The organism is Massilia sp. 05N420 (assembly GCF_056397205.1).
On the sequence record NZ_JBFTMX010000001.1, the window covers coordinates 201,176 to 223,836 of the forward strand.

Annotated in this window: 20 protein-coding genes; 16 read left to right on the forward strand and 4 right to left on the reverse strand. The window is 66.6% G+C overall.

What is annotated here, in order from left to right:
* The first annotated feature begins 18 nt into the window (after positions 1–18).
* The 10 genes from AC1DIX_RS00945 to AC1DIX_RS00990 all read left to right on the forward strand — a co-directional run bounded on the left by AC1DIX_RS00945 (position 19) and on the right by AC1DIX_RS00990 (position 10,310).
* Positions 19–459 (forward strand): DUF3305 domain-containing protein, encoded by a 441-nt coding sequence (locus tag AC1DIX_RS00945; RefSeq protein WP_477321300.1) that lies wholly within the window; start codon positions 19–21, stop codon positions 457–459.
* Between the two features lie 2 nt (positions 460–461).
* A complete protein-coding gene (locus tag AC1DIX_RS00950; RefSeq protein ID WP_477321337.1) occupies positions 462–983 on the forward strand; it encodes a DUF3306 domain-containing protein in 522 nt (173 codons plus the stop codon).
* The gene (locus AC1DIX_RS00955) at positions 980–2,668 is read left to right on the forward strand and encodes a 4Fe-4S binding protein (protein ID WP_477321302.1); all 1,689 of its coding nucleotides are present in this window, start codon (positions 980–982) and stop codon (positions 2,666–2,668) included. Before AC1DIX_RS00950 ends, AC1DIX_RS00955 begins: the two co-directional genes overlap by 4 nt.
* Positions 2,669–2,736: 68 nt before the next feature.
* Entirely contained in the window at positions 2,737–4,425 is a 1,689-nt protein-coding gene (locus AC1DIX_RS00960) for an AMP-binding protein (RefSeq protein ID WP_477321304.1), read from the forward strand.
* A gap of 87 nt (positions 4,426–4,512) precedes the next feature.
* Positions 4,513–5,004, forward strand: a complete 492-nt coding sequence (locus tag AC1DIX_RS00965) for an SET domain-containing protein (protein ID WP_441934109.1) — start codon at positions 4,513–4,515, stop codon at positions 5,002–5,004.
* Positions 5,005–5,019: 15 nt separating this feature from the next.
* On the forward strand, positions 5,020–6,207 hold the full coding sequence (gene pncB / locus AC1DIX_RS00970) for a nicotinate phosphoribosyltransferase (protein WP_441934111.1): 1,188 nt from the start codon (positions 5,020–5,022) through the stop codon (positions 6,205–6,207).
* A gap of 17 nt (positions 6,208–6,224) precedes the next feature.
* Complete coding sequence (locus AC1DIX_RS00975) at positions 6,225–6,971, forward strand: SDR family NAD(P)-dependent oxidoreductase (protein WP_477249384.1); 747 nt, start codon at positions 6,225–6,227, stop codon at positions 6,969–6,971.
* Positions 6,972–7,063: 92 nt separating this feature from the next.
* Positions 7,064–8,452 (forward strand): FAD-binding oxidoreductase, encoded by a 1,389-nt coding sequence (locus AC1DIX_RS00980; RefSeq protein WP_477321307.1) that lies wholly within the window; start codon positions 7,064–7,066, stop codon positions 8,450–8,452.
* A 67-nt stretch (positions 8,453–8,519) separates the two neighbouring features.
* A complete protein-coding gene (locus tag AC1DIX_RS00985; RefSeq protein ID WP_477321309.1) occupies positions 8,520–9,281 on the forward strand; it encodes a helix-turn-helix transcriptional regulator in 762 nt (253 codons plus the stop codon).
* A 66-nt stretch (positions 9,282–9,347) separates the two neighbouring features.
* On the forward strand, positions 9,348–10,310 hold the full coding sequence (locus AC1DIX_RS00990; protein ID WP_441934119.1) for a DMT family transporter: 963 nt from the start codon (positions 9,348–9,350) through the stop codon (positions 10,308–10,310).
* Here AC1DIX_RS00990 and AC1DIX_RS00995 read toward each other — a convergent pair.
* Positions 10,307–11,200: a LysR family transcriptional regulator gene (locus tag AC1DIX_RS00995; RefSeq protein ID WP_477321311.1), complete on the reverse strand. Its 894-nt coding sequence runs from the start codon at positions 11,198–11,200 to the stop codon at positions 10,307–10,309. The two genes, AC1DIX_RS00990 and AC1DIX_RS00995, sit on opposite strands and share 4 nt — an antisense overlap.
* Before the next feature lie 105 nt (positions 11,201–11,305).
* On the opposite strand from AC1DIX_RS00995, the gene AC1DIX_RS01000 reads away from it, so the two are divergent.
* Together AC1DIX_RS01000 and AC1DIX_RS01005 are read left to right on the forward strand one after the other, a co-directional pair.
* On the forward strand, positions 11,306–11,914 hold the full coding sequence (locus AC1DIX_RS01000) for a glutathione S-transferase family protein (protein WP_477321313.1): 609 nt from the start codon (positions 11,306–11,308) through the stop codon (positions 11,912–11,914).
* Positions 11,915–11,924: 10 nt separating this feature from the next.
* Complete coding sequence (locus AC1DIX_RS01005) at positions 11,925–12,833, forward strand: pyridoxamine 5'-phosphate oxidase family protein (RefSeq protein WP_477321315.1); 909 nt, start codon at positions 11,925–11,927, stop codon at positions 12,831–12,833.
* Here AC1DIX_RS01005 and AC1DIX_RS01010 read toward each other — a convergent pair.
* A complete protein-coding gene (locus AC1DIX_RS01010) occupies positions 12,816–13,709 on the reverse strand; it encodes an AEC family transporter (protein WP_477321317.1) in 894 nt (297 codons plus the stop codon). The genes AC1DIX_RS01005 and AC1DIX_RS01010 overlap by 18 nt on opposite strands.
* Before the next feature lie 144 nt (positions 13,710–13,853).
* Here AC1DIX_RS01010 and AC1DIX_RS01015 point away from each other — a divergent pair, with 144 nt between their 5' ends.
* A complete protein-coding gene (locus AC1DIX_RS01015) occupies positions 13,854–14,006 on the forward strand; it encodes a hypothetical protein (RefSeq protein ID WP_441934129.1) in 153 nt (50 codons plus the stop codon).
* A gap of 9 nt (positions 14,007–14,015) precedes the next feature.
* Here the strand turns inward: AC1DIX_RS01015 and AC1DIX_RS01020 are convergent, their stop codons facing one another.
* Together AC1DIX_RS01020 and AC1DIX_RS01025 are read right to left on the reverse strand one after the other, a co-directional pair.
* Positions 14,016–15,062 carry an L-dopachrome tautomerase-related protein gene (locus AC1DIX_RS01020; protein ID WP_477321319.1) on the reverse strand — a complete coding sequence of 349 codons (1,047 nt, stop codon included), beginning with the start codon at positions 15,060–15,062 and terminating at the stop codon, positions 14,016–14,018.
* Between the two features lie 27 nt (positions 15,063–15,089).
* Positions 15,090–16,238 (reverse strand): DNA topoisomerase IB, encoded by a 1,149-nt coding sequence (locus AC1DIX_RS01025; RefSeq protein WP_477321321.1) that lies wholly within the window; start codon positions 16,236–16,238, stop codon positions 15,090–15,092.
* Between the two features lie 233 nt (positions 16,239–16,471).
* On the opposite strand from AC1DIX_RS01025, the gene AC1DIX_RS01030 reads away from it, so the two are divergent.
* The 3 genes from AC1DIX_RS01030 to AC1DIX_RS01040 all read left to right on the forward strand — a co-directional run.
* On the forward strand, positions 16,472–17,497 hold the full coding sequence (locus AC1DIX_RS01030) for an IS110 family RNA-guided transposase (RefSeq protein WP_477321323.1): 1,026 nt from the start codon (positions 16,472–16,474) through the stop codon (positions 17,495–17,497).
* Between the two features lie 532 nt (positions 17,498–18,029).
* Positions 18,030–20,528, forward strand: coding sequence for a hypothetical protein (locus AC1DIX_RS01035; protein ID WP_477321325.1), 2,499 nt, complete (start codon positions 18,030–18,032; stop codon positions 20,526–20,528).
* Positions 20,529–21,765: 1,237 nt separating this feature from the next.
* A partial coding sequence (locus tag AC1DIX_RS01040) for an NBR1-Ig-like domain-containing protein (RefSeq protein ID WP_477321327.1) occupies positions 21,766–22,661 on the forward strand: 896 nt, incomplete at its 3' end.

Sequence of the window (22,661 nt, forward strand, 5' to 3'; positions counted from 1 at the left end):
GGATGAGGTGAGCGAGCGATGAAGATGGGCAGCATGCCGATCGCGGTACTGATGCAGCGCCGCAGCGTCCGCCACGTGTGGGCGGACGAAGCCTGGGAAGCGGTGGGCGTGGTGCCCGACCGCGGCAACTTGCCGCACGTGCAGATGCTCAGCCAGGCGCCGGAGCGCGACTACTACCTGGTCTCCGGCCTCGAACTGGAACTCTATCCGGACGAGAACGAGGGCTATTACGAAAACGTGATGGCGCCCGAGTCCAAGGTCTTCGTGCTGTGGCGCATGGAAGACGGGCGGGCGATGCCGGTGCGGGCCTCGGTCAGCTATGTCGAGGGCACGCGCATGTTCGACTCGGGCGAGAACGCCGACGGGGTCACCATGTCCGCCGATATCTACGCCTGGGTGGCCGCCTATCTGCGCGAGCACTACCAGCCCAAGCCGCGGCGCGGCCGGCAGCACGGGTGACCATGTCCGACGAAGGCTTCCTGCGCCGCTGGGCGCGTAGAAAGAACGAACTTCGGACCGAAGCCCGGGAAGGCGGCGTGGCGCCGGCCGGGCCGGCACCGCTGCAGCCGGCCGAGCCCGCCGCCGTCGCCACGGCCCTTGCCGCGCAGCCCGCATCGCACTCGATCCCGCAGCCGCAGCCGCAGCCGCAGCCTCAGCCGAATGAGGCCCCGGAACGCCCGCTGCCGACGATGGACGACGTCGCCACCCTGGACAGCGGATCCGACTTCTCGGCCTTCGTCGCCCGCGGCGTCGACCAGGCCGTGCGCCGCAGCGCGCTGAAGAAACTGTTCGCCGACCCGCACTTCAACACCATGGACAGGCTGGACGTCTACATCGACGACTACACCCAGCCCAGCCCGGTGTCGGAACAGATGCTGGCCTCGCTCGATCACGCCAGGAGCGCCTTCCTGAAGATGATCGGGGACCCGGAAGAAGAACCGCAAATACAAACACAACAACCACCTGAGCAAGAGACACAATGAATATCCGCTTCATCGAAGGGCAGGGCGCCGATCCGGAAATCGAGGCACGCAATCGGCTCGCCCGCACGGCCGCCATCGCCGCGCTCGGCAACATCGAGCCGCCGGAGGCGCTGGACACGGTCGGCTACCGCTCCGCCGGCCACACCCTGGTGATCGGCAGCAGCGCCCAGGCCTTGCCCTGGGCCGACCGCCTGGCCGCCGGCCTGAACGTGACGGTGCTGCTGCTCGATGGTGAAGACAAACCGCCGCTGCGCATCTACCCCGTGTTCCCGGCCCGCGCCATCGTCCTGAGCGGCTGGCTGGGCGCCTTCCAGGCCACCTGGCAGGCACCTGGCCGCGCGCCCGAGCATGGCAAGTTCGACCTGGTGCTGGACCTCGGCGCCAGTCCGCAGATCGCGACCCACCAGCACCCGCACGGCTACTACGCGCCGGGACTGGACGAAGCCGCGCGCGCGGCTGCCGTCGAGGAGCTGCTGGACATGGTCGGCGAATTCGAAAAACCGACATATTTCAGCTACAAGGAGCGCCTGTGCGCCCACAGCCGCAACCAGCTGGTCGGCTGCAATGCCTGCGTCGAGATCTGCTCGGCCGGTGCGATCGAAGGCGCCGGCGACCTGATCAAGGTGAACCCCTATCTGTGCGCCGGCTGCGGCGCCTGCACCACGGTCTGCCCGACCGGTGCGATCTCCTACGCCTATCCGTCCGCCGGCCACACGGGCGGCCGCATCAAGACCGCGCTGCAGGCCTATGCGGAGGCCGGCGGCGCGGAGCCCGTCGTGCTGCTGCACGGCGCCGAAGGAGCGGCCCTGCTGGCCCAGCTCGGCGATGCCGTCCCCGGCCGCCTGCTGCCGCTCGGCCTGCACCACACGGCCTCGACCGGCATCGACGTCTGGCTGAGCGCCCTGGCCTATGGCGCGGCCGGCATCACGGTGCTGACGACGGCGGCCGAGGCGCCGCAATACGCGGCCGCGCTGGCCCAGCAGATGGAGATCGCCCAGGCCATCCTCGACGGTCTCGGCTACGCCGGCCCCCACCTGCAGCTGCTGCGGGCCGGGAGCGTGGACGAGCTGGCGGTCGGCCTGCAGCACGCGCCGCGTGGGCAGAGCCCAAGCCAGCGCGCCGGCTTCAACATCGCCGCCGACAAGCGCAACACGCTGGACTACGCCCTCGACCACCTGGTGCGCCACGCCCCGGTCAAGGTCGACCAGATCCCGCTGCCGGCGGGCGCGCCGTTCGGCACGCTGGCGGTGGATGCCTCGGCCTGCAGCCTGTGCATGTCCTGCGTCGGCGCCTGCCCGAGTTCGGCGCTGATGGATGGCCAGAACGCGCCCCAGCTGCGCTTCGTCGAAAAGAACTGCGTGCAGTGCGGCCTGTGTGCCACCACCTGTCCGGAGGACGCGATCCGCCTGGTGCCGCGGATGAACCTGACGGAGTCGCGCAAGCAGACCGTGGTGCTGAACGAGACCCAGCCCTTCCACTGCATCCGCTGCAGCAAGCCTTTCGGCACCCTGCGCATGGTCGAGACCATGCTGGCGCGCCTGGCCTCGCATCCGGCCTTCGCCGGCAACCTCGACCGCATGCGCATGTGCGGCGACTGCCGCGTCATCGACATGATGATGCCGAAGGACGACGTGCGCGTAGGCGAAGTCGATATCCGCGAAGTGAAGGAATTGCGCCGTCCCTGAAGCAGGTGTGGCAGGGATGCCGCCCGGCATGGCAGAATGTTCGAAGGAGAACATAATAGGAGACCGCCATGGCAGCATCCCCCTACGAGCGCTTCATCCGCACGCGCGACTTCCTGCAACAGCACCGCCTCGACTACGACACCGCCTACCGCGACTATCCGGCCCCGGAATTCGATGAATTCAACTGGGCCCTCGACTACTTCGACGTCCAGGCGAAGGATAACCAGACCCCGGCCCTGTGGGTGGTCGAGGAAGACGGCAGCGAGAAGAAGATCAGCTATGCCGACATGGCGCTCCGCTCCGGCCAGGTGGCCAACTGGCTGAGGGAGCAGGGCGTGCGCCGCGGCGACCGCGTGCTGCTGATGCTGCCCAACCGGGTCGAGCTGTGGGAAATCATGCTGGCCGGGATCAAGCTGGGCGCCGTGCTGGTGCCGACCACGATGCTGGTCTCGCCCGCCGACCTCGAAGACCGCCTGCAGCGCGGCCATATCCGCCACGTGATTGCCCAGGCCTCCGAAGCCCATAAGTTCGCGGAGCTGGCTGGCGACTATACCCGCATCGCGGTAGGTGGTGGCAATGCGGGCAGGCCGGACGGCTGGCAAGACTTTGCGGATAGCAGCACGGCCGACGGGCAGTTCACCCCGGACGGCTCTACGCGCGCCACCGACCCGCTGCTCCTGTACTTCACCTCCGGCACCACCGCGAAGCCCAAGCTGGTGCTGCACAGCCACCAGAGCTATCCGGTGGGCCACCTGTCGACCATGTACTGGATCGGCCTCAAGCAGGGTGACGTCCACTGGAACATCAGTTCGCCCGGCTGGGCCAAGCATGCCTGGAGCTGCTTCTTCGCACCCTGGAATGCCGGCGCCACCATCTTCGTCTACAACTACGAGCGATTCTCGGCGCGCGCCTGCCTGGACGTGATCTGCCGCTGCGGCGTGACCTCGCTGTGCGCGCCGCCGACCGTGTGGCGCATGATGATCAAGGAAGACCTGGCGGCGTGGAAGCCGCCGCTGCGCGAACTGGTCGGCGCCGGCGAACCGCTGAATCCGGAAGTGATCGAACAGGTCGAGCGGGCCTGGGGCATCCGCATCCGCGACGGTTTCGGCCAGTCCGAAACCACCTGCCAGATCGGCAATCCGCCGGGCCAGCTCCTCAAGCCGGGCTCGATGGGCCGTCCGCTGCCGGGCTACCGTGTGGCGCTGCTGGACGCCGACGAACAGCCGGCCCAGGAGGGCGAGATCTCCCTTGTCCTGGACCCGGCGCCGTTGGGCCTGATGCTGTGCTACGAGGGCGACGAGGCCAAGACGGCCGACGTCATGCGCGCCGGCCACTATCACACCGGCGACACCGCCACCGTCGATGAAGACGGCTATTACTTCTACGTCGGCCGCAACGACGACGTGTTCAAGTCCTCGGACTACCGCATCAGCCCCTTCGAGCTGGAGAGCGTGCTGATCGAGCATCCGGACGTGCTGGAAGCGGCCATCGTGCCCAGCCCCGATCCGCTGCGGCTGTCGGTGCCGAAGGCTTTCATCACCCTGCGGCCAGGGGTGGAGCCGACCCGCGAGCTGGCAGGCAGGATCTTTGCCTTCGCGCGCGAGCGCCTGTCGCCGTACAAGCGGATCCGCCGCCTGGAATTCACGGACCTGCCGAAGACCATCTCCGGCAAGATCCGCCGCGTCGAGCTGCGCAGGGCCGAGCAGGCGGGGAGCCGGGCCGGCGCCGAATTCCGCGAGGAAGACTTCAGCGCCTGAGGTCTGGAAATGGGGGGCGGTGTGGCAGGCTTGCCGGAATTCAGGCAATAATGAGGCCTCCGCCCCCTCAATCTTTCCGGCCCAGCAATGAGCATCCCGAAGAAATCCGCAGCTTATGAAGTCAGGAAGTCCCCGGTCCACGGCAACGGCGTGTTCGCCCTGCGGCCCATCGAAGCCGGGGAACGCATCATCGAATACCGCGGTGAGCGCATCAGCTGGGACGATGCCACCGCCCGCGCCGCGCAGCGCGGCGGCCCGGTCAACCACACCTTCTATTTCAGCCTCGCCGACGGCAATGTGATCGACGGCGGCCGGCGCGGCAACGATGCGCGCTGGATCAACCACGCCTGCGAACCGAACTGCGAAGCCTACGAGGAAGACGGCCGGGTGTATATCCACGCCCTGCGCGACATCGACGAGGGCGAGGAGCTGAACTACAATTACGCGCTCATTTATGACGAGCGCCACACACCCGCGCTCAAGCGCCTGTTTGCCTGCCGCTGCGGCACGCCGGGCTGCAGCGGCACCATGCTGGCGCCGAAGCGCCGCACGAAAAAACAGGCGCAAGCCCGTGCCTGAACCGAAAGACCTTCAATGAAACCAGTCGTCCGCAGCCTGATCGAAACCGACCTCTATAAATTCACGATGTGGCAGGCCTTCCTGCACATGCACCCGAACGCCATCGGCGAGTACGAATTCAAGTGCCGCAACACGCCGGCCTTTCCGCTGGCCGAGCTGAAGGAGGAAGTCGAGCGCGAACTCGATCACCTGTGCGGGATGATGTTCACGGAGGACGAGGTCGAGTACATGCGCTCGCTGCGCTTCATCAAGAGTGACTTCGCCGACTTCCTGACCCTGTTCCGCTTCCAGCGCAAGTTCATCGAAGTGACGACCGACGGCCCCCACCTGCGCATCCGCGCCACCGGTCCGGTCGTGCACGTGATGGGCTTCGAGATCTTCGTCCTCTACATCGTCAACGAGCTGTATTTCCGCCGCTTCGACCAGGCCGCCGCGCTGGAAGAGGCTCGGCGGCGCCTGGCCCAGAAGATCGAGGAACTGCGCGCCTTCGATGCGGAGCCAAAGCGCCTGAATCCCTTCGACTTCTTCGACTTCGGCGTACGCCGCCGCTTTTCCGGCGAGTGGCACGAAGAAGTGGTGCGGACCATGGCGCGCGAGCTGCCGCAGTTCTTCAAGGGCACCTCGAACGTCTACCTGGCAAAGAAATTCAACCTGGTGCCGATCGGGACCATGGCCCACGAATACATGCAGGCTTTCCAGTCCTTCGACGTACGCCTGCGCGACTTCCAGAAGAAGGCGCTGGAAGACTGGGTGCAGGAATACCGCGGCGACCTCGGCACCGCGCTGACCGACGTGGTCGGCATGGACGCCTTCCTGCGCGACTTCGACCTGTATTTCGCCAAGCTCTTCGACGGCCTGCGCCACGACTCGGGCGATCCGGTCGAATGGGGCGAGAAGGCGCTGGCCCATTACACCAAGCTGCGCATCGACGCCCGCACCAAGCGCCTGGTGTTCTCGGACGCGCTGTCGGTGCCGAAAGCCTTGAACCTCTACCGCCATTTCGCCGACCGCGTGCAGCTCGGCTTCGGCATCGGCACCAAGCTCACCAACGATACGCAATTCGAGCCGCTGAACATCGTCATGAAGCTCACGCGCTGCAATGGCCAGCCGGTGGCCAAGCTGTCCGACAGCCCGGGCAAGGGTATGGGCACGGATGAGACTTTCATTGCTTATCTGCGCCAGGTGTTCGATCAGCGTATTTGAACGACAAGGAGGTCGCCATGAAGCTCGATGAGTGCAGTGCCATCGTCACCGGCGCCGCCGGTGGCATCGGCTACGCCACCGCGCGCCAGCTGCTGAGGGAGGGCGCCAGCGTTCTGCTGGCCGACCTCGACCAGAAGCGGCTGGACGATGCGGCGGGCCGGCTGGCCACCGACACCGGGGCCGATCCCAAGCGCATCGCCACCATCGTCTGCGACGTCTCGCGCGAGGACCAGGTGGCGGCAGCGGCCGACGCCGCCATCGCCGGTTTCGGCCGCTGGGACATCCTGGTGAACAATGCCGGCCTGATGAGCTTCAAGCCGATCGAGGAACAGACCGTCGAGGACTGGCAGCGCATCCTCGGCGTCGACCTGCTGGGCGCCTTCCTCTTCATCAAGCAGGCCTTCCTCAAGATGAAGGCGGGCGGCACGGTGGTGAACGTCTCCAGCGTGCATGCGATCAGGACCGAGCCCCTGGTCGCGCCTTACGCGGCGGCCAAGACGGCGCTGCTGTCGCTGACCCGCTCGGCCGCGCTGGAGGGCAAGCCCAAGGGCATCCGTGTGAACGCCGTGCTGCCGGGTGCGGTCGATACGCCGATGCTGTGGGATAACCCGAACGTGCGCTCCGGCGCCGAGACCATCAACAAGGCCGACATCGGCTCGCCGGACGACATCGCCGCCGCCATCGCCTTCCTGGCCGGGCCGGCTGCCGCCTTCATCTGCGGCGACGCCATCCGCGTCGACGGCGGGCGCTTGGTGCGGCTCTGATGCCTCGACCACTTCTCTGCTTGCACATCCCCCGATAGCACCTATGCTGCATGGATGGCGCCCTGTGGCGTCCTCTTTGGTGGAGGTGGAGCATGACCAATATGAAAAACGAAGTGGTCGATGCATTCAAGGCCACGCTGCGGGGGCCGGTGCTGCAGCCGGGCAACCCCGGCTACGACGACGCGCGCGCGATCTGGAATGGCATGATCGACCGCCGTCCGGCCCTGGTCGCGCGCTGTTCCGGCACCGCCGACGTGGTGGCGGCGGTCGGCTTCGCGCGCGACAACGGTTTGCCGCTGGCGGTACGCGGCGGCGGGCACAATATCGCCGGCAGCGCGTTGTGCGATGACGGCCTGGTGATCGACCTGTCGGGCATGCGCGACGTCCACGTGGACCCGCGCTCGCGCCTGGCCTGGGTGAGCGGCGGTGCGCTGCTGTCCGACGTCGACCACGAAACCCAGTCCTGCGGGCTGGCGGTGCCGCTCGGCATCAATTCCACGACAGGCGCGGGCGGCCTGACTCTGGGCGGCGGCTTCGGCTGGCTCAGCCGCATGTACGGGCTGGCGGTCGACAGCCTGATCGGCGCCGAGGTCGTCACCGCGGACGGCCGGCGGCACTGGGCCAGCGCCCAGGACGAGCCGGACCTGTTCTGGGCCATCCGCGGCGGCGGCGGCAATTTCGGCGTGGTGACGCTGTTCCAGTTCGCCCTGCACCCGGTCGGACCCGAGGTCACGGCCGGGCTGGTCGTGTTTTCGGCCGCGCAGGGGCGCGAGGTGATGCGCCGCTACCGCGACCTGGTCGACACCCTGCCGGACGAAATGAGCGTGTGGGCCGTGCTGCGCCAGGCGCCGCCCCTGCCTTTCCTGGCGCCCGAGGTGCACGGCAGCGACATCGTGGCGCTGGCGCTGTTCTCGCCGCAGCCCATGGATGCGGTGGCGCCGCTGGTGGAGCGGGTACGTGCCTGCGGCCAGGCAGTGGGCGAGCACGTCGGCGCGATGCCCTACGAGGCGTGGCAGAAGACCTTCGACCCGCTGCTGGCCCCGGGCGCCCGCAATTACTGGAAATCGCACAACTTCACCCATCTGTCCGACGAGGCCATCGACGTCGTGCTGCGCTATGCCGCTTCGCTGCCGACGCCGCATTGCGAGATCTTCCTCGGACTGATCGGCGGCAAGGCGAATACGCGTCCACCGGACGCCACCGCCTATCCGCACCGCAACGTGCAGTTCGCGATGAACGTCCACGGCCGCTGGACGGAGGCGGCGGACGACGGCAAGGTGATCTCCTGGGCGCGCGAATTCTTCGGCGCCGCCGCACCGTATGCCGCCGGCAGCGTCTACATCAACTTCCTGACCCAGGACGAAGGGGGGCGCATCCACGAGGCCTACGGCCCGAACTACGCGCGCCTGGTCGACATCAAGCGCCAGTACGACCCGGACAACCTGTTCCGCTTCAATCACAACATCCGTCCTGACGCATGAMGCGCCGGACAGGATGTCCCCGGGGCGCCTCCAGCGGGCCCCGGGGTCCACATGCTACACTCGGCCGATGCCTTCTACCGTCGACCTCCACCTGCGCAGTTACGGCCAGCCCAGCGCGCCCGACCGCCACGAATTCGCCCAATTGGTGCTGCCGCTGAAGGGCGAGCTGCTGCTCGAGGTCGAAGGACGGGAGGGTATGCTGGATCCGCTGCGCGCCGGTTTCGTCGCCCCCGGCGCCTGGCATGCCCAGCACGGCAATGCTTCCAACCGCTCGATCATCGTCGACATCGGCACCGAAGCGCTCGACGCCGCTACCGCCGGGCGTCTGTTCGAGCGCCCCTTCGCGCCGCTCGGCGCGGCCTCGCGCAAGCTGGTCGAGTTCATGGCGCTGATGGCCGACGGCGGCGCCGTGGCGCCATCGGTGCTGCAGGGCTGGGTGCCGCTGCTGCTCGACACCCTGGCCCTGGACGCGCCGCGTCCGAGTTCGCGCCTGGCCGCGCTGCTGGCCCGCATCGAGGCCGAGCCGGGACTGGCGTGGAGCACCGGCTCGATGGCGAACTCGCTGGGCTGCAGCGTCAGCCGCCTGCACGCGCTGTTCCGCGAGGAGCACGACACCACGCCGCATGCCTGGCTGCTGGAACACCGCCTTGCCCGCGTGCGCGAATGGCTGGCGCGCACCGATGTGCCGATCGCCGAGCTGGCGTTACGGAGCGGCTTTTCGGAACAGAGCGCGCTGACGCGGGCGTTGCGCAAGGCCACCGGCATGACGCCGGCGGCCTACCGGCGCCGGCACCGGGAAGCCAGCCTGGAGAATACGTCAAAACAATAGCAGGGCCGGTCAAGACAATCCCGGGGTAGTCCGGAGATCATTCCGGACTCGGGAGGTTGGTAGAACATGCTTGTACGACATCACTGGCTCGGCATTGGCGCGAGCATCCTGGCCGGCGCCTTCTGGGGCCTGGTCTTTCTCACACCGGAACTGACGCGCGGCTTCCAGCCGATCCAGCTGTCGGCCGGCCGCTACCTGGCCTACGGCCTGGTCGCAGCAAGCCTGCTGGCGCCTTCGTGGCGGCGCGTGCGGCCCCTGCTGGGCTGGCGCGAATGGAAAACCCTGGCCCTGCTCAGCCTTGCCGGCAACATCATCTATTACGTGTTCCTGGCGAATGCGGTGCTGCTGGGCGGTGTGGCGATGACTTCGCTCATCATCGGCCTGTTGCCGGTCACCGTGACCCTGGCCGGCCGGCGCGATGCCGATGCCGCGCCCCTGCTGCGCCTGCTGCCCTCGCTGGCGCTGGGCGTGGCGGGGCTGGTCTGCATCAGCTGGCAGTCGCTGTCGGCGCCGCAGCATGGCTCGCTGCAGGGATCCCTGCTCGGCCTGCTGTGCGCGGCAGGTTCGCTGGCCGCGTGGACCTGGTACGCGGTCGTCAACAGCCGTGAACTGACCCGCCTGAAGGGGATCTCGGCACAGGACTGGAGCCTGCTGGTCGGCGTCGTCACCGGCGCCCAGGCGGTGCTGCTGGCGGTGCCGGCCTTCATCCTGCATCCGGGCGTGCATGCGTCCTCGGCCTGGTGGAGCTTCGCCGGCATCGTCACCACGGTCGCGATCCTGTGCTCGGTGGTCGGCAACGCCCTGTGGAACCACGCCAGCCGCCTGCTGCCGCTGACCATGACCGGACAGATGATCGTCTTCGAGACCCTGTTCGCGCTGTTGTACGGCTTCTTGTGGGAGCAGCGCTGGCCGAGCGGACTGGAATGGCTGGCGATGGCGCTGCTGCTGGGCGGCGTGCTGTCCTGCGCGTCGGCGCACCGCAAGAAGGCGGCGCCGGAGGTCGAGCCTGAAACCGCACTGAGCGCCTAGCCCGGCGCGGAATCCTGGCGCAACTCCTTGACGGCGAAATCGACGAAGGCGCGCAGCCGCGCCGGCATGTGGCGGCTGCTCGGCAGCACCAGGTGGACCGGCAGCGGTTCCGGCTCGTAGTCCCGCAGCAGGCGCTGCAGGCTGCCGGCGCGCAGCAGGGGCTCGACCTGGTAGGACAGGGCGCGGGCGATGCCGAAGCCGTCGCAGGCGCTCGATAGCATGGCCTCGACGTCGTTCACGCGCAGGCGCGGGCTGTAGCGTACCACCTGCTCGTGGGCGCCCGAGCGGAAACGCCATTCGGCCACGCTGCGCACCGAGGTCGACATGATCAGTTCGTGCGTGGACAGGTCGGCGGGCGTCGCCGGCGTCCCGCGCCGCGCCAGGTAGGCGGGACTGGCCACCGTCACCCGGCGTACCTCGCCCAGGCGGCGCGCCACCAGGCTCAGGTTGGTCAAGGGGCCGATGCGCACGGCGGCGTCGATGCCTTCCTCGATCAGGTCGACGTTGCGGTCCGACAGCAGCAGCTCGGCCTGCACGTCCGGATAGGCGGACAGGAAGCGCGTGACGACCGGCGCCACGTGGCGGCGCCCGAACACGTTCGGCGCGGCGATGCGCAGCAGGCCGCGCGGCATCGAGGTTTCCTCGGCATCCAGCGCGGCCTCGTAATCGGCCAGCAGGCGGCGCGCCTGTTCGGCCAGGCGCAGTCCGGCCTCCGTGGGCGTCATGCGGCGGGTGCTGCGCTCGAGCAGGCGGGCGCCGGCACGCGCTTCCAGGGCACCCAGCACGCGGGTCACGGCGGCCGGCGAGCGGCCCAGCTTGCGCGCGGCGGCCGCCATGCTGCCGGTGTCGAGGATGGCGACCAGCACGTGCAGCTCGTCGAATCGGTCCATTATTGCGAATGTCGAAATGGTGAATTGCGATTATGCTGGATTCTCGCAATAAGGCAATGGGCCTAGGATGGCATCTCCGATCACATGACGAGAAACGAGACCACCATGGAACAGCCAGCACGCATCCTCCACGGCACCCGCCTGTCCGGCCATACCCACCGGGTCATGCTCTTCCTGCACCTGCTCGACCTGCCCCATGAATTCGTCGACAGCCCGGCCGCGGTGCGCCAGTCGCCCGCATTCCGCGGCCTGAATCCGCTCGGCCAGATCCCGGTGCTGGAAGACGATGGCCTGGCGCTGGCCGACAGCAATGCCATCCTCGTCTACCTGGCCAGGCGCTACGCCCCCGGCAGCAACTGGCTGCCGGACGACCCGGTCGGCGCGGCGCGCGTGCAGCGCTGGCTGTCGCTGGCCGCCGGCGAGATCGCCTACGGCCCGGCCGCCGCCCGCATCAACGCGCGCTTCTTCGATACCGGCGTGCCGGCCGCGCTGGCGCAGCGCCTCGCCGCCCGGGTGCTCGGCCTGATGGAAGAGGAGCTGGGCGCGCGGTACTGGCTGGCCGGCGCCGCGCCGACCGTCGCCGACCTGGCCTGTTACGCCTACATCGCCCACGCGCCAGAAGGCGGCATCGCGCTGGATGCCTACCCTCAGGTGCGCGCCTGGATCGCCCGCGTGCAGGCCTTGCCCGGCTTCGTGCCGATGCCCGCGGACTGAGGCGGCGGCCATGGACAACGACCGCATCGCCCTGCCTTTCCACGCCGGCGAGCTGCATGCCCAGCGCCTGGCGGGAGCGGCGCCGGCCGCTGCGCCGATCCGCACCCGCATGCCGGAACAGCATCGCGCCTTCTTCCCTCTGCTGCGCTTCGTCTGCGTCGCCGTGCCTGATGCCGAGGGCTGGCCGCTCGCCACCTTGGTGGAAGGGCCGCCGGGCTTCGCCAGTTCGCCGGACCCGGCGCAGCTCAGCATCGCCGCCTTGCCGCAGTCCGGCGACCCGGTGCGCGCGCATCTGCATGCGGGAGCGCCGGCCGGCCTGCTCGGCATCGACCTCGGCACGCGCCGCCGCAATCGCCTGAACGGCGTCGTCGGCCGGGTGAGTGACGATGGTTTTTCGGTGGACGTGGTCCAGTCCTTCGGCAACTGTCCGCGCTACATCCAGGTGCGCAGCCTGGCGCCGGTGGCGCGCATGCCCGGCGCGGTGACGGCATTCGGGACCGGGTTGCCTGCGCGTGCGCGCGAGATGCTGGCGGCCTGCGGCACCCTGTTCGTGGCCAGCGCCAGCGGCGCCGCCGTGCAGGGCGCCGCGGCCGGGCTGGACATCTCGCACCGCGGCGGCCCGCCCGGCTTCGCGCGGCTGGAAAATGGCGTGCTGACGGTGCCCGACTACAACGGCAACCGCTACTTCAACACGCTCGGGAATTTCATCGCCGAGCCGCGCGCCGCCATCGTGCTGGCCGATTTCGCCAGTGGCGACCTGCTGCAGCTGCAGGGATTGGCCGACATCGACTGGGCCGCGGCCGATCCCGACCAGATGCCGCCGGTCGAGCGGGTCTGGCGCTTCCGCATCGTGCGCGGCCTGCTGCGCGAAGGCGCCTTCGGGCTGGCCTCGGGGCTGGCCTCAGAAATGGCGCAATAGCCACAGCCAGGCCGGGATGGTGGCCGCGCACAGGAGGCTGGACAGCAGGATGGCCGAATTCACCAGCTGGGCGCCGCCGCCGGCCGGCCTGACCACGAAGGCGGCGTTRACGCCGACCGGGCAGGAAGCCAGCACGATCAGCACCATCGCCGCCGCCGGCGGCAGCTTGAACACGAACACCGACAGCAGCATCACGCCCAGCGGCAGGAAGACCAGCTTGGCCAGCACGATGGCGCCGGTGGCAAGCCAGCGTCCCGGCGCCAGCGAGGCCACCGAGGCCCCCAGCGACAGCAGGGCGCAGGGCAGGGCGGCCGCGCCCAGCATGTCGATCACGCGCAGCAGCGCCGGCGGCAGCATTACGTGGGCGAGATTCAGCGCGAGGCCCAGCAGCAGCGCCGCCACGATCGGGTTCTTCAGCGTATTGACGACCGGCCCGAGCCAGCCGGAGGGTCCGCCTTCCTCGCTCAGGTGATACAGCGTGAAGCAGCACAGGCTGTGGAAGGCGATCACCGGATAGGCGAATTGCAGGCTGCCTTCACCGAGCACCTGGATCAGCACCGGTACGCCGACGAATACCGTGTTCGAATAGGTGGCCGCCAGGGCCGCCGCGGCGCCGGTGCCGGCGCGCCCGGCGAACAGGCGCGCCCCGGCGAACAGGAAGCCGAGCGGCAGGTAGAAGGCGCACAGCACTTTCCAGGACAGCGAGGGTGGGATGCCGGTGCGCCAAGCGCTGGCGAACAGCAGCGCCGGCACGAGGAATTTCGCCGTCAGTTCGGTCACGCCAGTATGCCATCCGGGACGCAGCCAGGGCAGTTTCACGAGCAGGGCGCCGAGGCCGGCGAGCTGGAAGACCGGCAGCAGCAGGGTAAATGGCATCGGCGCGAAAAGGAGTCGGGGCAGCCGTATTCTAGTCGAGTGTTGCGTTCTCGGCACTCGTTACAATCCGCGTATTTTTGGCGAGGGAGGCTTTGGTATGCTGATTGGCTAGCAGTACGTAAATACCAAAACTAGGATAACAAGATGAGACACTCCCTGCCTTCCACCCGCTATCGCCGCCTGCGCGTGCTGACCATCCTGGCGGCCCTGGTGGCGCTTGCCAGCATCGGCCTGCAGGCGCATGCCGCCGCGCCGCAGCCCGCGCAGGCCGCTGCCCCTGTCGTCAGCGGCGCCTGAGCGCGCCCCTCAGCCTGCAAAGCGCAGCTTCCAGAGCTGCGTCGGCAGCGCCGGCGGCGCATCCGGCTTGAAGAAGGCCGAATCCTGGATGTGCGACGTGGTGACGTAGATCGTGCCGTCCGGACCCTGGCTGAAAGTATCCGGCCAGCGCAGGCGCTCGTCCTGCACCACGACTTTCGCCTCGGCCTGCGGACCGTCGGACAGCTTGCGCACCTTGATGGCATTGTCCTGGACCGAGGTGAGGTACATGTCGTCGGTGCCGCGCGAGATCAGCAGGCCGTCGTTGACGCCGTTGATGCCGTACTGCTCGACCTGGCCCGACACGTCTTCGCCCTTCAAACTGGCACCTAGCAGGGCGGCGGTCGGGATGCGGTACAGCTCATCGCCCTTGATCGCCTGCCAGTACAGGTAATCGCCGTCCTTGGACAGCTCGATGCCGTCGGCCGAGAACTCGACGCCGCGTCCGTCCGGGCGGCGCAACTCCTTGCCCTCAAGCTTCACGTTCAGTCCCTTTTTCATCTGCGTGGACGGATGGCCGTCCAGCACGCGCACCGCCTTGCCGGCCGCGATGTCGACCACCAGCAGCGCGCCCCGGACGCCCGAATCGGTGATGAAGGCGTACTTGCCGTCCTGCGAGAAGCGCACGTCGTTCAGGTAGGAGCCCTGCGGCGCGGCGTCCTCGTCGAAGGCGATCGTCTGCGCGACCTTGTCGCTGGCGAGGTCGATCCTCACCAGTTTCGGCCCTTTCGACACCACATGGGCCTGGGCCGGCGCCGCCGGATCCAGCACCCACAGGCTGCCGCGCTGGTCCGCCACCACGCTCTGCACGCAGACCCAGTGGTCGTCCGGCGTGATCTCGTCCTTCTTCGCATTGCGCCAGGCGTTCCATTCCTCGTCGGGGTAGGGCTTGAGGCCGCCGTCCCTCAGCTCCGCCACCGAGACGGCGCTGTCCTCGGTCCAGCGCGGGAAGTTGACGAAGATGCGTCCGGTTTCCGAGACCGAGACGCCGGTCACCTGGTGCCCGAATTCGGCCACGAGCTCGATACTTGCTGGCATGCTGCTTCCTTTCCTGGTCGTTTGGGATCACGCGGCCTTGCGCGTGTGCTGCACTTTCCTGGGTTCCGCCGGCACGTCCTGTGCCAGGCGCTGCTGCAGCAAGGCGAGCACGGCCGCCTCCTCGGGCTGCAGGTCCTGCAAGTCTTCGGCCAGCGTTTCCTCGGCGCGCGCGAGCAGTCCTTCGACCATGGTGCCGTCCATATAGGATTCCAGCACGGCCGGATGGACATAGCACTTGCGGCACACCGAGGGCGTATTGCCGAGCTTTTCGGCCACCGTCTCGATGGCGCGCACCACGTTCTTCTTGGCCTGGGCCTCGGAATCGAACTTCTCGAATTCCTGCAGCGCGATCGCGGCCAGCACCGTGCCCGACCAGGTGCGGAAGTCCTTGGCCGTGTAGTCTTCGCCGCTGATCTCGCGCAGGTAGTCGTTGACGTCGGCAGAGCCGATGGTGTGCGTTTCGCCGTCCCCGTCGAGGTACTGGAACAGGTCCTGGCCCGGCAGGTCGCGGCTGCGCTGGACGATGCGCGCCAGGCGCCGGTCGTTCACCTTGACGTCGTGGTAGACCCCGCTCTTGCCGCGGAAGCGGAACTCGACCTCGCTGCCGTCGATCTTGACGTGGCGGTTGCGCAGCGTGGTCAGGCCGTAGGATTTGTTTTCGCGGGCGTATTCGTCATTCCCGATGCGCATCATGGTCGCTTCGAGCAGGTAGACGATGGTCGCCAGCACCTTTTCGCGCGGCAGCCCGGGCAGGCCCAGGGCGCGGTCGACTTCCTTGCGGATCTGCGGCAGGGCCTTGCCGAACTTGATCATGCGCTCGTATTTCACCTCGTCGCGCACCTCGCGCCACTTGGGGTGGTAGCGGTACTGCTTGCGCCCGCGCGCATCGCGCCCGGTGGCCTGCAGGTGGCCGTTGGCCTGGGGGCAGATCCAGACCTCAGTCCAGGCCGGCGGAATGGCCAGAGACTTGATGCGCTTGAGCGTGGCCTCGTCCTCGACCGGATCGCCGCGGGCGTCGAGATAACGAAAGCCCTCCTTGTCCGGCTCGCGGCGGATGCCGGGGCGGTCGTCGTGCACGTAGCGCAGGCCGGCAGCCTTGGCCGCGGCGGGCGGATCGCTGTTCGGTATCGGGTCGCTGCCCGATGCGCGTTCTTCCAGGTCGGTATCGCTCTTCATGATGCTCCCGTTCGACATGCAAACCGTCGCCGGTGGGGCACGCGGTGCCCACCGGCGGTCATGCGAAGTCTACGCGGTCGGAGCGGGCGCTCCGTACGGGAGCGCACTTTGTGCGGCCGGCCTCGGGCACAATATCGGCCAGAAGCAGTGGGATGGACTCCTCCTCCCCCTGAGGGCACGTAAGTGCCAAACTGGAGTTTCCACACAACCGGTTTGGAAAGAAGGAGTCCACCATGGAGCTTATCCGCGTTGGGGTCGATCTGGCAAAGAACGTCTTTCAGGTGCATGGCGTCGATCGGTCCGAGAAGGCAGTTTGGCGACGCAAACTTGTCCGGGCTGACTGGATCAAGGCCTTGCTGGCCCAGATCGAGCCCGGCTGTGAAATCGGCATGGAGGCTTGCAGTGGCGCCCATCACTGGGCCCGAGTGCTGCAGACACAAGGTTATACAGTCAAGCTGATCGCTCCGCAATTCGTTAAACCCTACGTCAAGAGTAACAAAAATGACGCCAACGATGCCGAAGCGATCTGTGAAGCGATGAGCCGGCCGCACATGCGATTCGCGGCCATCAAGACGGTCGAGCAGGAAGACATCCAGGCAGTGCATCGCGTACGTGCAAACCTGGCAGATCAACGCAAGGCCACGGCCAATCAAATACGTGGCTTGACGTCCGAGTACGGATTGGTTGCGCCGAAAGAATTGGTTCACTTGAGAGCAGCGATCCCTTGCTGGCTTGAAGACAACGACAACGGGCTTAGCGAGCGATTTCGTCGACTCTTGCGAGGGCTCTGGCAAGATCTGCTGATGTTGGATCGACGGCTTGCCGAGCTCGAGCGGGAAATCGAGCAGATTGCGCGGCAGGATCCGGTAGCGATTCGCTTGCAGCAGTTGCGTGGAATTGGCCCAATAACTGCGACAGCTCTTGTGGCAACGATTGGCGATGCCAGACATTTTGCAAATGGCCGACAAATGGCGGCTTCTCTTGGTTTGACGCCCAGGCAAAACAGCTCTGGAGGAAAGGAGCGTTTGCTAGGGATAAGCAAGAGAGGCGACACGTACCTGCGGTGCTTGCTGATACACGGAGCGCGATCGGTGCTTCGCACGGCTAATGCCAAAGCCGACCGATTGAGCACTTGGGTAACGCGTATTGCAACTGTACGACATCCAAATGTTGCCGCGGTAGCGTTGGCAAACAAGACGGCACGTATCGCTTGGGCGATGATGAGCAGAGGAACAGATTATCAGCCGATACCCGTGTAAGCTCAGCAATAATAGTATCGTTACGACGTCGGAGCATCCGAACCACGATTGCATGACAAGCCGCATGATGGCCAACAGGTCGAACCGGCGCTGGCAGAACCCGAGAATGTCCGAGGCCTTCGAGCCCGAAGAAGCGATAGAGAGCCGGCGCGCGAATAGCCCATCAGGGTCCAGCGCCTGGCACAGGTGCCGCAGTAGGAGACCGGATATACGTGAGCAGTCGTACCTCACGGCCTGACGACGGATTGTTTGCAAACGAGGAGGAGTCCATATACGGCCGTTCGCGATCATTGGCTTCTCAGCATGAACATGGCCGCCTTCGTACGGTGGGAAGGTTGGGATGGCCGGTGCCGAACATGAGGGGCTCCCGATTAATGAAAAGATCGGCAACTGAAGATTTTTTCAAACTGCCGGTATGAAATTAGGGCAATCGTTGAAAAATATTCGTTAAATGAAACTTTTTGAGAGTTTTCATATGTACGTTTAGTGCCATGATGAAGTTTCCCACCGGAACTTCCCTCACGGCTTGCACATGAAAACGAAAAAGTTCGTCAATGCTCAGGGTTTCACGAAGTTCGCCATCTTTGCCGTTGCGGTGCTCTCCCAGGCCACCCATGCGCAAGAAAGTCCTACCAGTTATTCTGACCAGAATAAATTGATCCGGGCGCCACAGGCCGTCACCCGGCTCGGTGCCGATCTGTTTGGCGACAAAATCAACCTCTATACGGGCGCACTGGAATTCATCCAGACCGACGTGTCCTTGGCAGGCAATAGTGCGCTTCCGGTATCGGTCGGACGGCATATCCGGGCCGGCGAAGACTGGACGAATCAGACGCTGTTCGGCCGCTGGGATCTCGAAATTCCCCATTTGCATGGTATTTTTTCCCAGCAAAAGGGATGGTTGACCCTCAATAACTCGACTGCCCGTTGCAGCGGGTTCAGTGCGGCCCCGGCCGCGACCAGTCCGACCGCGTCCTGGAGCGGCACCGAATACTGGCACGGCAGTTTCCTGTATGTGCCCGGTGTGGGCGACCAAGAAATGCTGCAACGGAGCGCCGCCTACACCACGGCTCCCAACGGCAGCGCGCCGTCGGCCTATCCCGTGGTCACCCGGAACAACTGGGCGATCCGCTGCTTGCCAAGCCTGGCGGCGGCCAATGGCGAGAGCGGCGAAGGCTTTGTTGCCGTGTCGCCGGACGGCACCGAATATCGCTTCGACTGGCTGGTGAAGCGCATTTTGCCGCCGCTTCAAAAGTCGAGCTCCGCCCCGGAATTGCGGAGCGCGCCTGCAGATCCCGGCACCTCTGGACCTGAAACGACCTCCGCCACAACTTCCGCCACGGCGGCCATGACCGGCGCCGGGGGAGCGCTCGGCCTCGGGGGCGGAGAAAACACGCCGGCGGTGTCGGCTTCGCCGCAGCTCAGCCGTGTCGAAATCTGGATCCTGCCCACGCTCGTCACCGACCGCTTCGGCAACACGGTCAGCTACACCTACGACACCACCAACAAATGGCAATTGAAGAGCATCGTCGCCAACGATGCCTCGGGCAGTCCGCGCACGATCACGCTCAATTACCAGACGCCTGGCTCGACCGCGTCGAACCTCGTGTCGTCCGTCACGGACGGCACGCGCACCTGGCGCTATGCCTACGACAGCTATGGACAACTGCAAACCGTCACCCTGCCGGACGGCTCGGCATGGCAACTGGGCGGCATCGGCAGCCTGCTGTTCAGCGTCCAATATCTGGGCGATGGCGACTGCGACGTTCCCGGCTACCTGTCGACCGATCAAATAACGGGTTCCATGACCCACCCGTCGGGCGCCGTCGGCACATTTACCCTCGCGGCAACGCGGCACGGACGTTCCGGGGTCGAAAGTATGTGTTTGCAGGAAATGGACCCGAGTGGCGGCCCGATCCGCTATAAAGCGACCTATCCGAAAATCTTCGATACCTATGCGCTGACCCGCAAGGTCTTGAGCGGCCCGGGCCTGTCCGCCCTGATCTGGACGACCCAGTACCCGGCGGAGGCATCGAGCTGGGCACCGTGTAACGGCTGCAACGCCACCAAGGTCGTGAGCGTCACCGACCCGGCCGGCAACATCACCCGGCACACCTTCGGCACCCTGTTCCGCGAAACGGAAGGGCAGCCCCTCGGTACCGAAACCGTGAGCGCGACCGGAGAAACCCTGAGTGCCACCGTGCTGCGCTACCGCGAGCCGGTCCAGCCTTACGGCAACAGCCTGCAACGCCGCGGCGACGGCATCATGGCGGCCCGCGTGATGGAAGTCGACCGCCGCGAGACGACCCAGCAGGGCGCGACCTTCACCTGGGAGGCGACGCAGTTCGACGGCTTCGCGCGTCCCACCCAAGCCAGCCGCGCCAGCAGCCTGAACAGCGGCCGTATCGAACAGACGGTCTACGAAGACAACCTCGCCAAATGGATACTCGGCCAGGTCAAGCAGGTAACCGAGCTCAATACCGGCAAGGTCATGCAGCAGAACACCTTCGATCCGTCGCTGTCCACGGTGCTGAGCGTCAGGAAGTTCGGCAAGCTGCAGCAGTCGTTCACGTACAACGCCGACGGCACCATCCGGACCGTCGCGGACGAAAAGAACCCGGCCACCACGTTCTCGAACTACAAGCGTGGCATTGCCCAGCGCATCGATTACCCGGACGGCAGCGTCGAGACGGCCATCGTCGACAATCTCGGCAAGATCACCTCGCTGACCAACGAAGCAGGCTCGACCCACAGCTTCGGCTACGATGCGATGGGCCGGCTGGCATCGATCGGCTACCCGGCGGCCGACACGGTCGGGTGGAACCAGACCACCCTATTCTTTGCCCAGGTCGGCGCCCAGGAAGCGCGACCGACAGCGAACTGGGGATGCTCTACGAGTACTACGGCTATACCGGCGGCTTCCAGAAGAGCCACACGGACGCCAGGGGCAACACCAGCTACACCAGCTACCAGGCTTTCGACCAGCCGAGCGAAGAGGCGATCGCCGGCATCGCGATGCCGGAAGGCGTGACGGTCACGATCGCGCGCGATGTCTTCGGCAAGACGAAATCGATCACCCGCAGCGGCGCCGGCCTGAGCCTGACCCGCAGCTATCTCTACGACGCCTACGAGCGCCTGTGCAAGACCATCGAGCCCGAGACCGGCGCGACCGTCCAGGACTACGACCTGGCCAACAATGTTGCCTGGCGCGCGACCGGCCTGTCGTTGCCGTCCACGAGCGCTTGCGACACCGCGAGCGTGGGGGCGGCGAAGAAGGCCTCGTTCGGCTACGACGCCCGCAATCGATTGACAGACACCAGCTTCGGCGACGGCAGCGCCGCCATCAACCGTACGTATACGCCCGACGGCCTGCCGGAGACGGTGTCCTCGAACGGCACCAGGTGGACCTACAGCTACAACAAGCGGCGCCTGCTGGAAGGGGAGAACCTGCTCTACGGCGGGGTCAACTACGGCATCGCCCGCAGCTATGACGCCAACGGTTCGCTGTCCCAGCTGCGCTATCCGGTCGACAACCTGACGGTCGCGTACAACCCGAACGCGCTGGGCGAGCCGCGCCAGGTCGGCAGCTATGCGACGGCGATCAGCTATCACCCGAGCGGCGCGATTGCCGGCTTCACGTACGGCAACGGCATCCGCCACACAATGACGCAGAACGCGCGCGGCCTGCCCGAGGTGGCGGCCGACGGCGCCGTGCTCAACGAGCGATACACCTACGACAGCAACGCCAACGTCGAGAGCATCACCGACCAGCTGCAGGGCGTGGCGACGCGCGGCATGGGGTACGACAACCTCGACCGGCTCAAAACGACAACGGCGCCGAACCTGTGGGGTACCGCGACCTATGGCTACGACACGCTCGACAACCTGGTCTCGACGGCGATCACCGCTGGGCCGAATGCGCGCAACACGCTGCACAACATCGACTACGCCACCAACCGCCTGGCCAGCATCACGAACGGCCCGGCCAGCTTCAACTTCGCCTACGGCTACGACAGCCAGGGCAACATCACSAGYCGCGGCGCGCAGAGCTTCCAGTTCGACCTGGCCAACCGCATGACGGCCGCGCCCGGGCGCGCGACCTATGTCTACGACGGCCTCGGCCGCCGCGCCAGCGTGGTCGGCACCGAYGGCGTCAACCGCATCCAGGTCTATAGCCAGGCCGGGCAACTGCTGTACACCGCACCCAGCGGCAGCAGCGGCACCAAGTACATCTATCTGCACAATCACCAGATCGCGGAGGTGAAGTAATGCTGGCCGTTCGAACTCCCGCTGTTGACCTTTCCGCGACGCTGGTCCGTGCCTTCTTGCCGGCCCTGCGCGGCGCACGCACCCTGCTGCAATCGCTGGCGCTCGCGCTGCTGCTCTTGTGTGTGAGCGGCACGTCCTGGGCGCAGCTCGGGACATCCACCACGTCCGTCATTAAGGCACCGCCCGGTACCAATTACCTGCCGCCGCCGCCGGACGACCCGGAGCCGCCCGCGCCCTACGATGGCGCCACGGGCGTGAGCATCTCGGCGCCGTCGACGATGGCGCCGGGCTCGACCGCCTACGTCACGGTCACGATCCGCAACAGCGGCACCACGACCTGGTATYCGGGCCTGTCCTATCCCTACCGCCTGGGTTCGCAGAACCCGCAGGACAATACCACTTGGGGGATGGGCCGCGTCGACCTGGGCAGCACCGTCGCGCCGGGCGGCCAGGCCGTATTCGGTTTCACGATCACGGCGCCGACGACACCGGGCAGTTACACCTTCGGCTGGGCCATGCTGCGCGAAGGGATGCATTGGTTCGGCGGCAATATCTCGTCGACGATCACGGTGGCCGCGCCGGCGCCGGTCTACGACGCGCAACTGGTGTCGGCCAGCGTGCCCACGACGATGACACCCGGCGGCGGCTACAACGTCTCGATGATGTTCCGAAATAGCGGCAACACGACCTGGACCTCGCCCGACTTCCTGCTGGCCACGCCGGACGACAACGTTGCCTTTGGCATGAACCGGATTGCGATGAGCCCGTCCACCGTCGCGCCGGGCCAGAACGCCACCTTCAACTTCCAGGTCAGCGCACCGTCGAGCGCCGGCACCTATACCTTCCAGTGGGGCATGGTGTGGGAATTCCACCAGCGCTTCGGCCAGTACAGCAC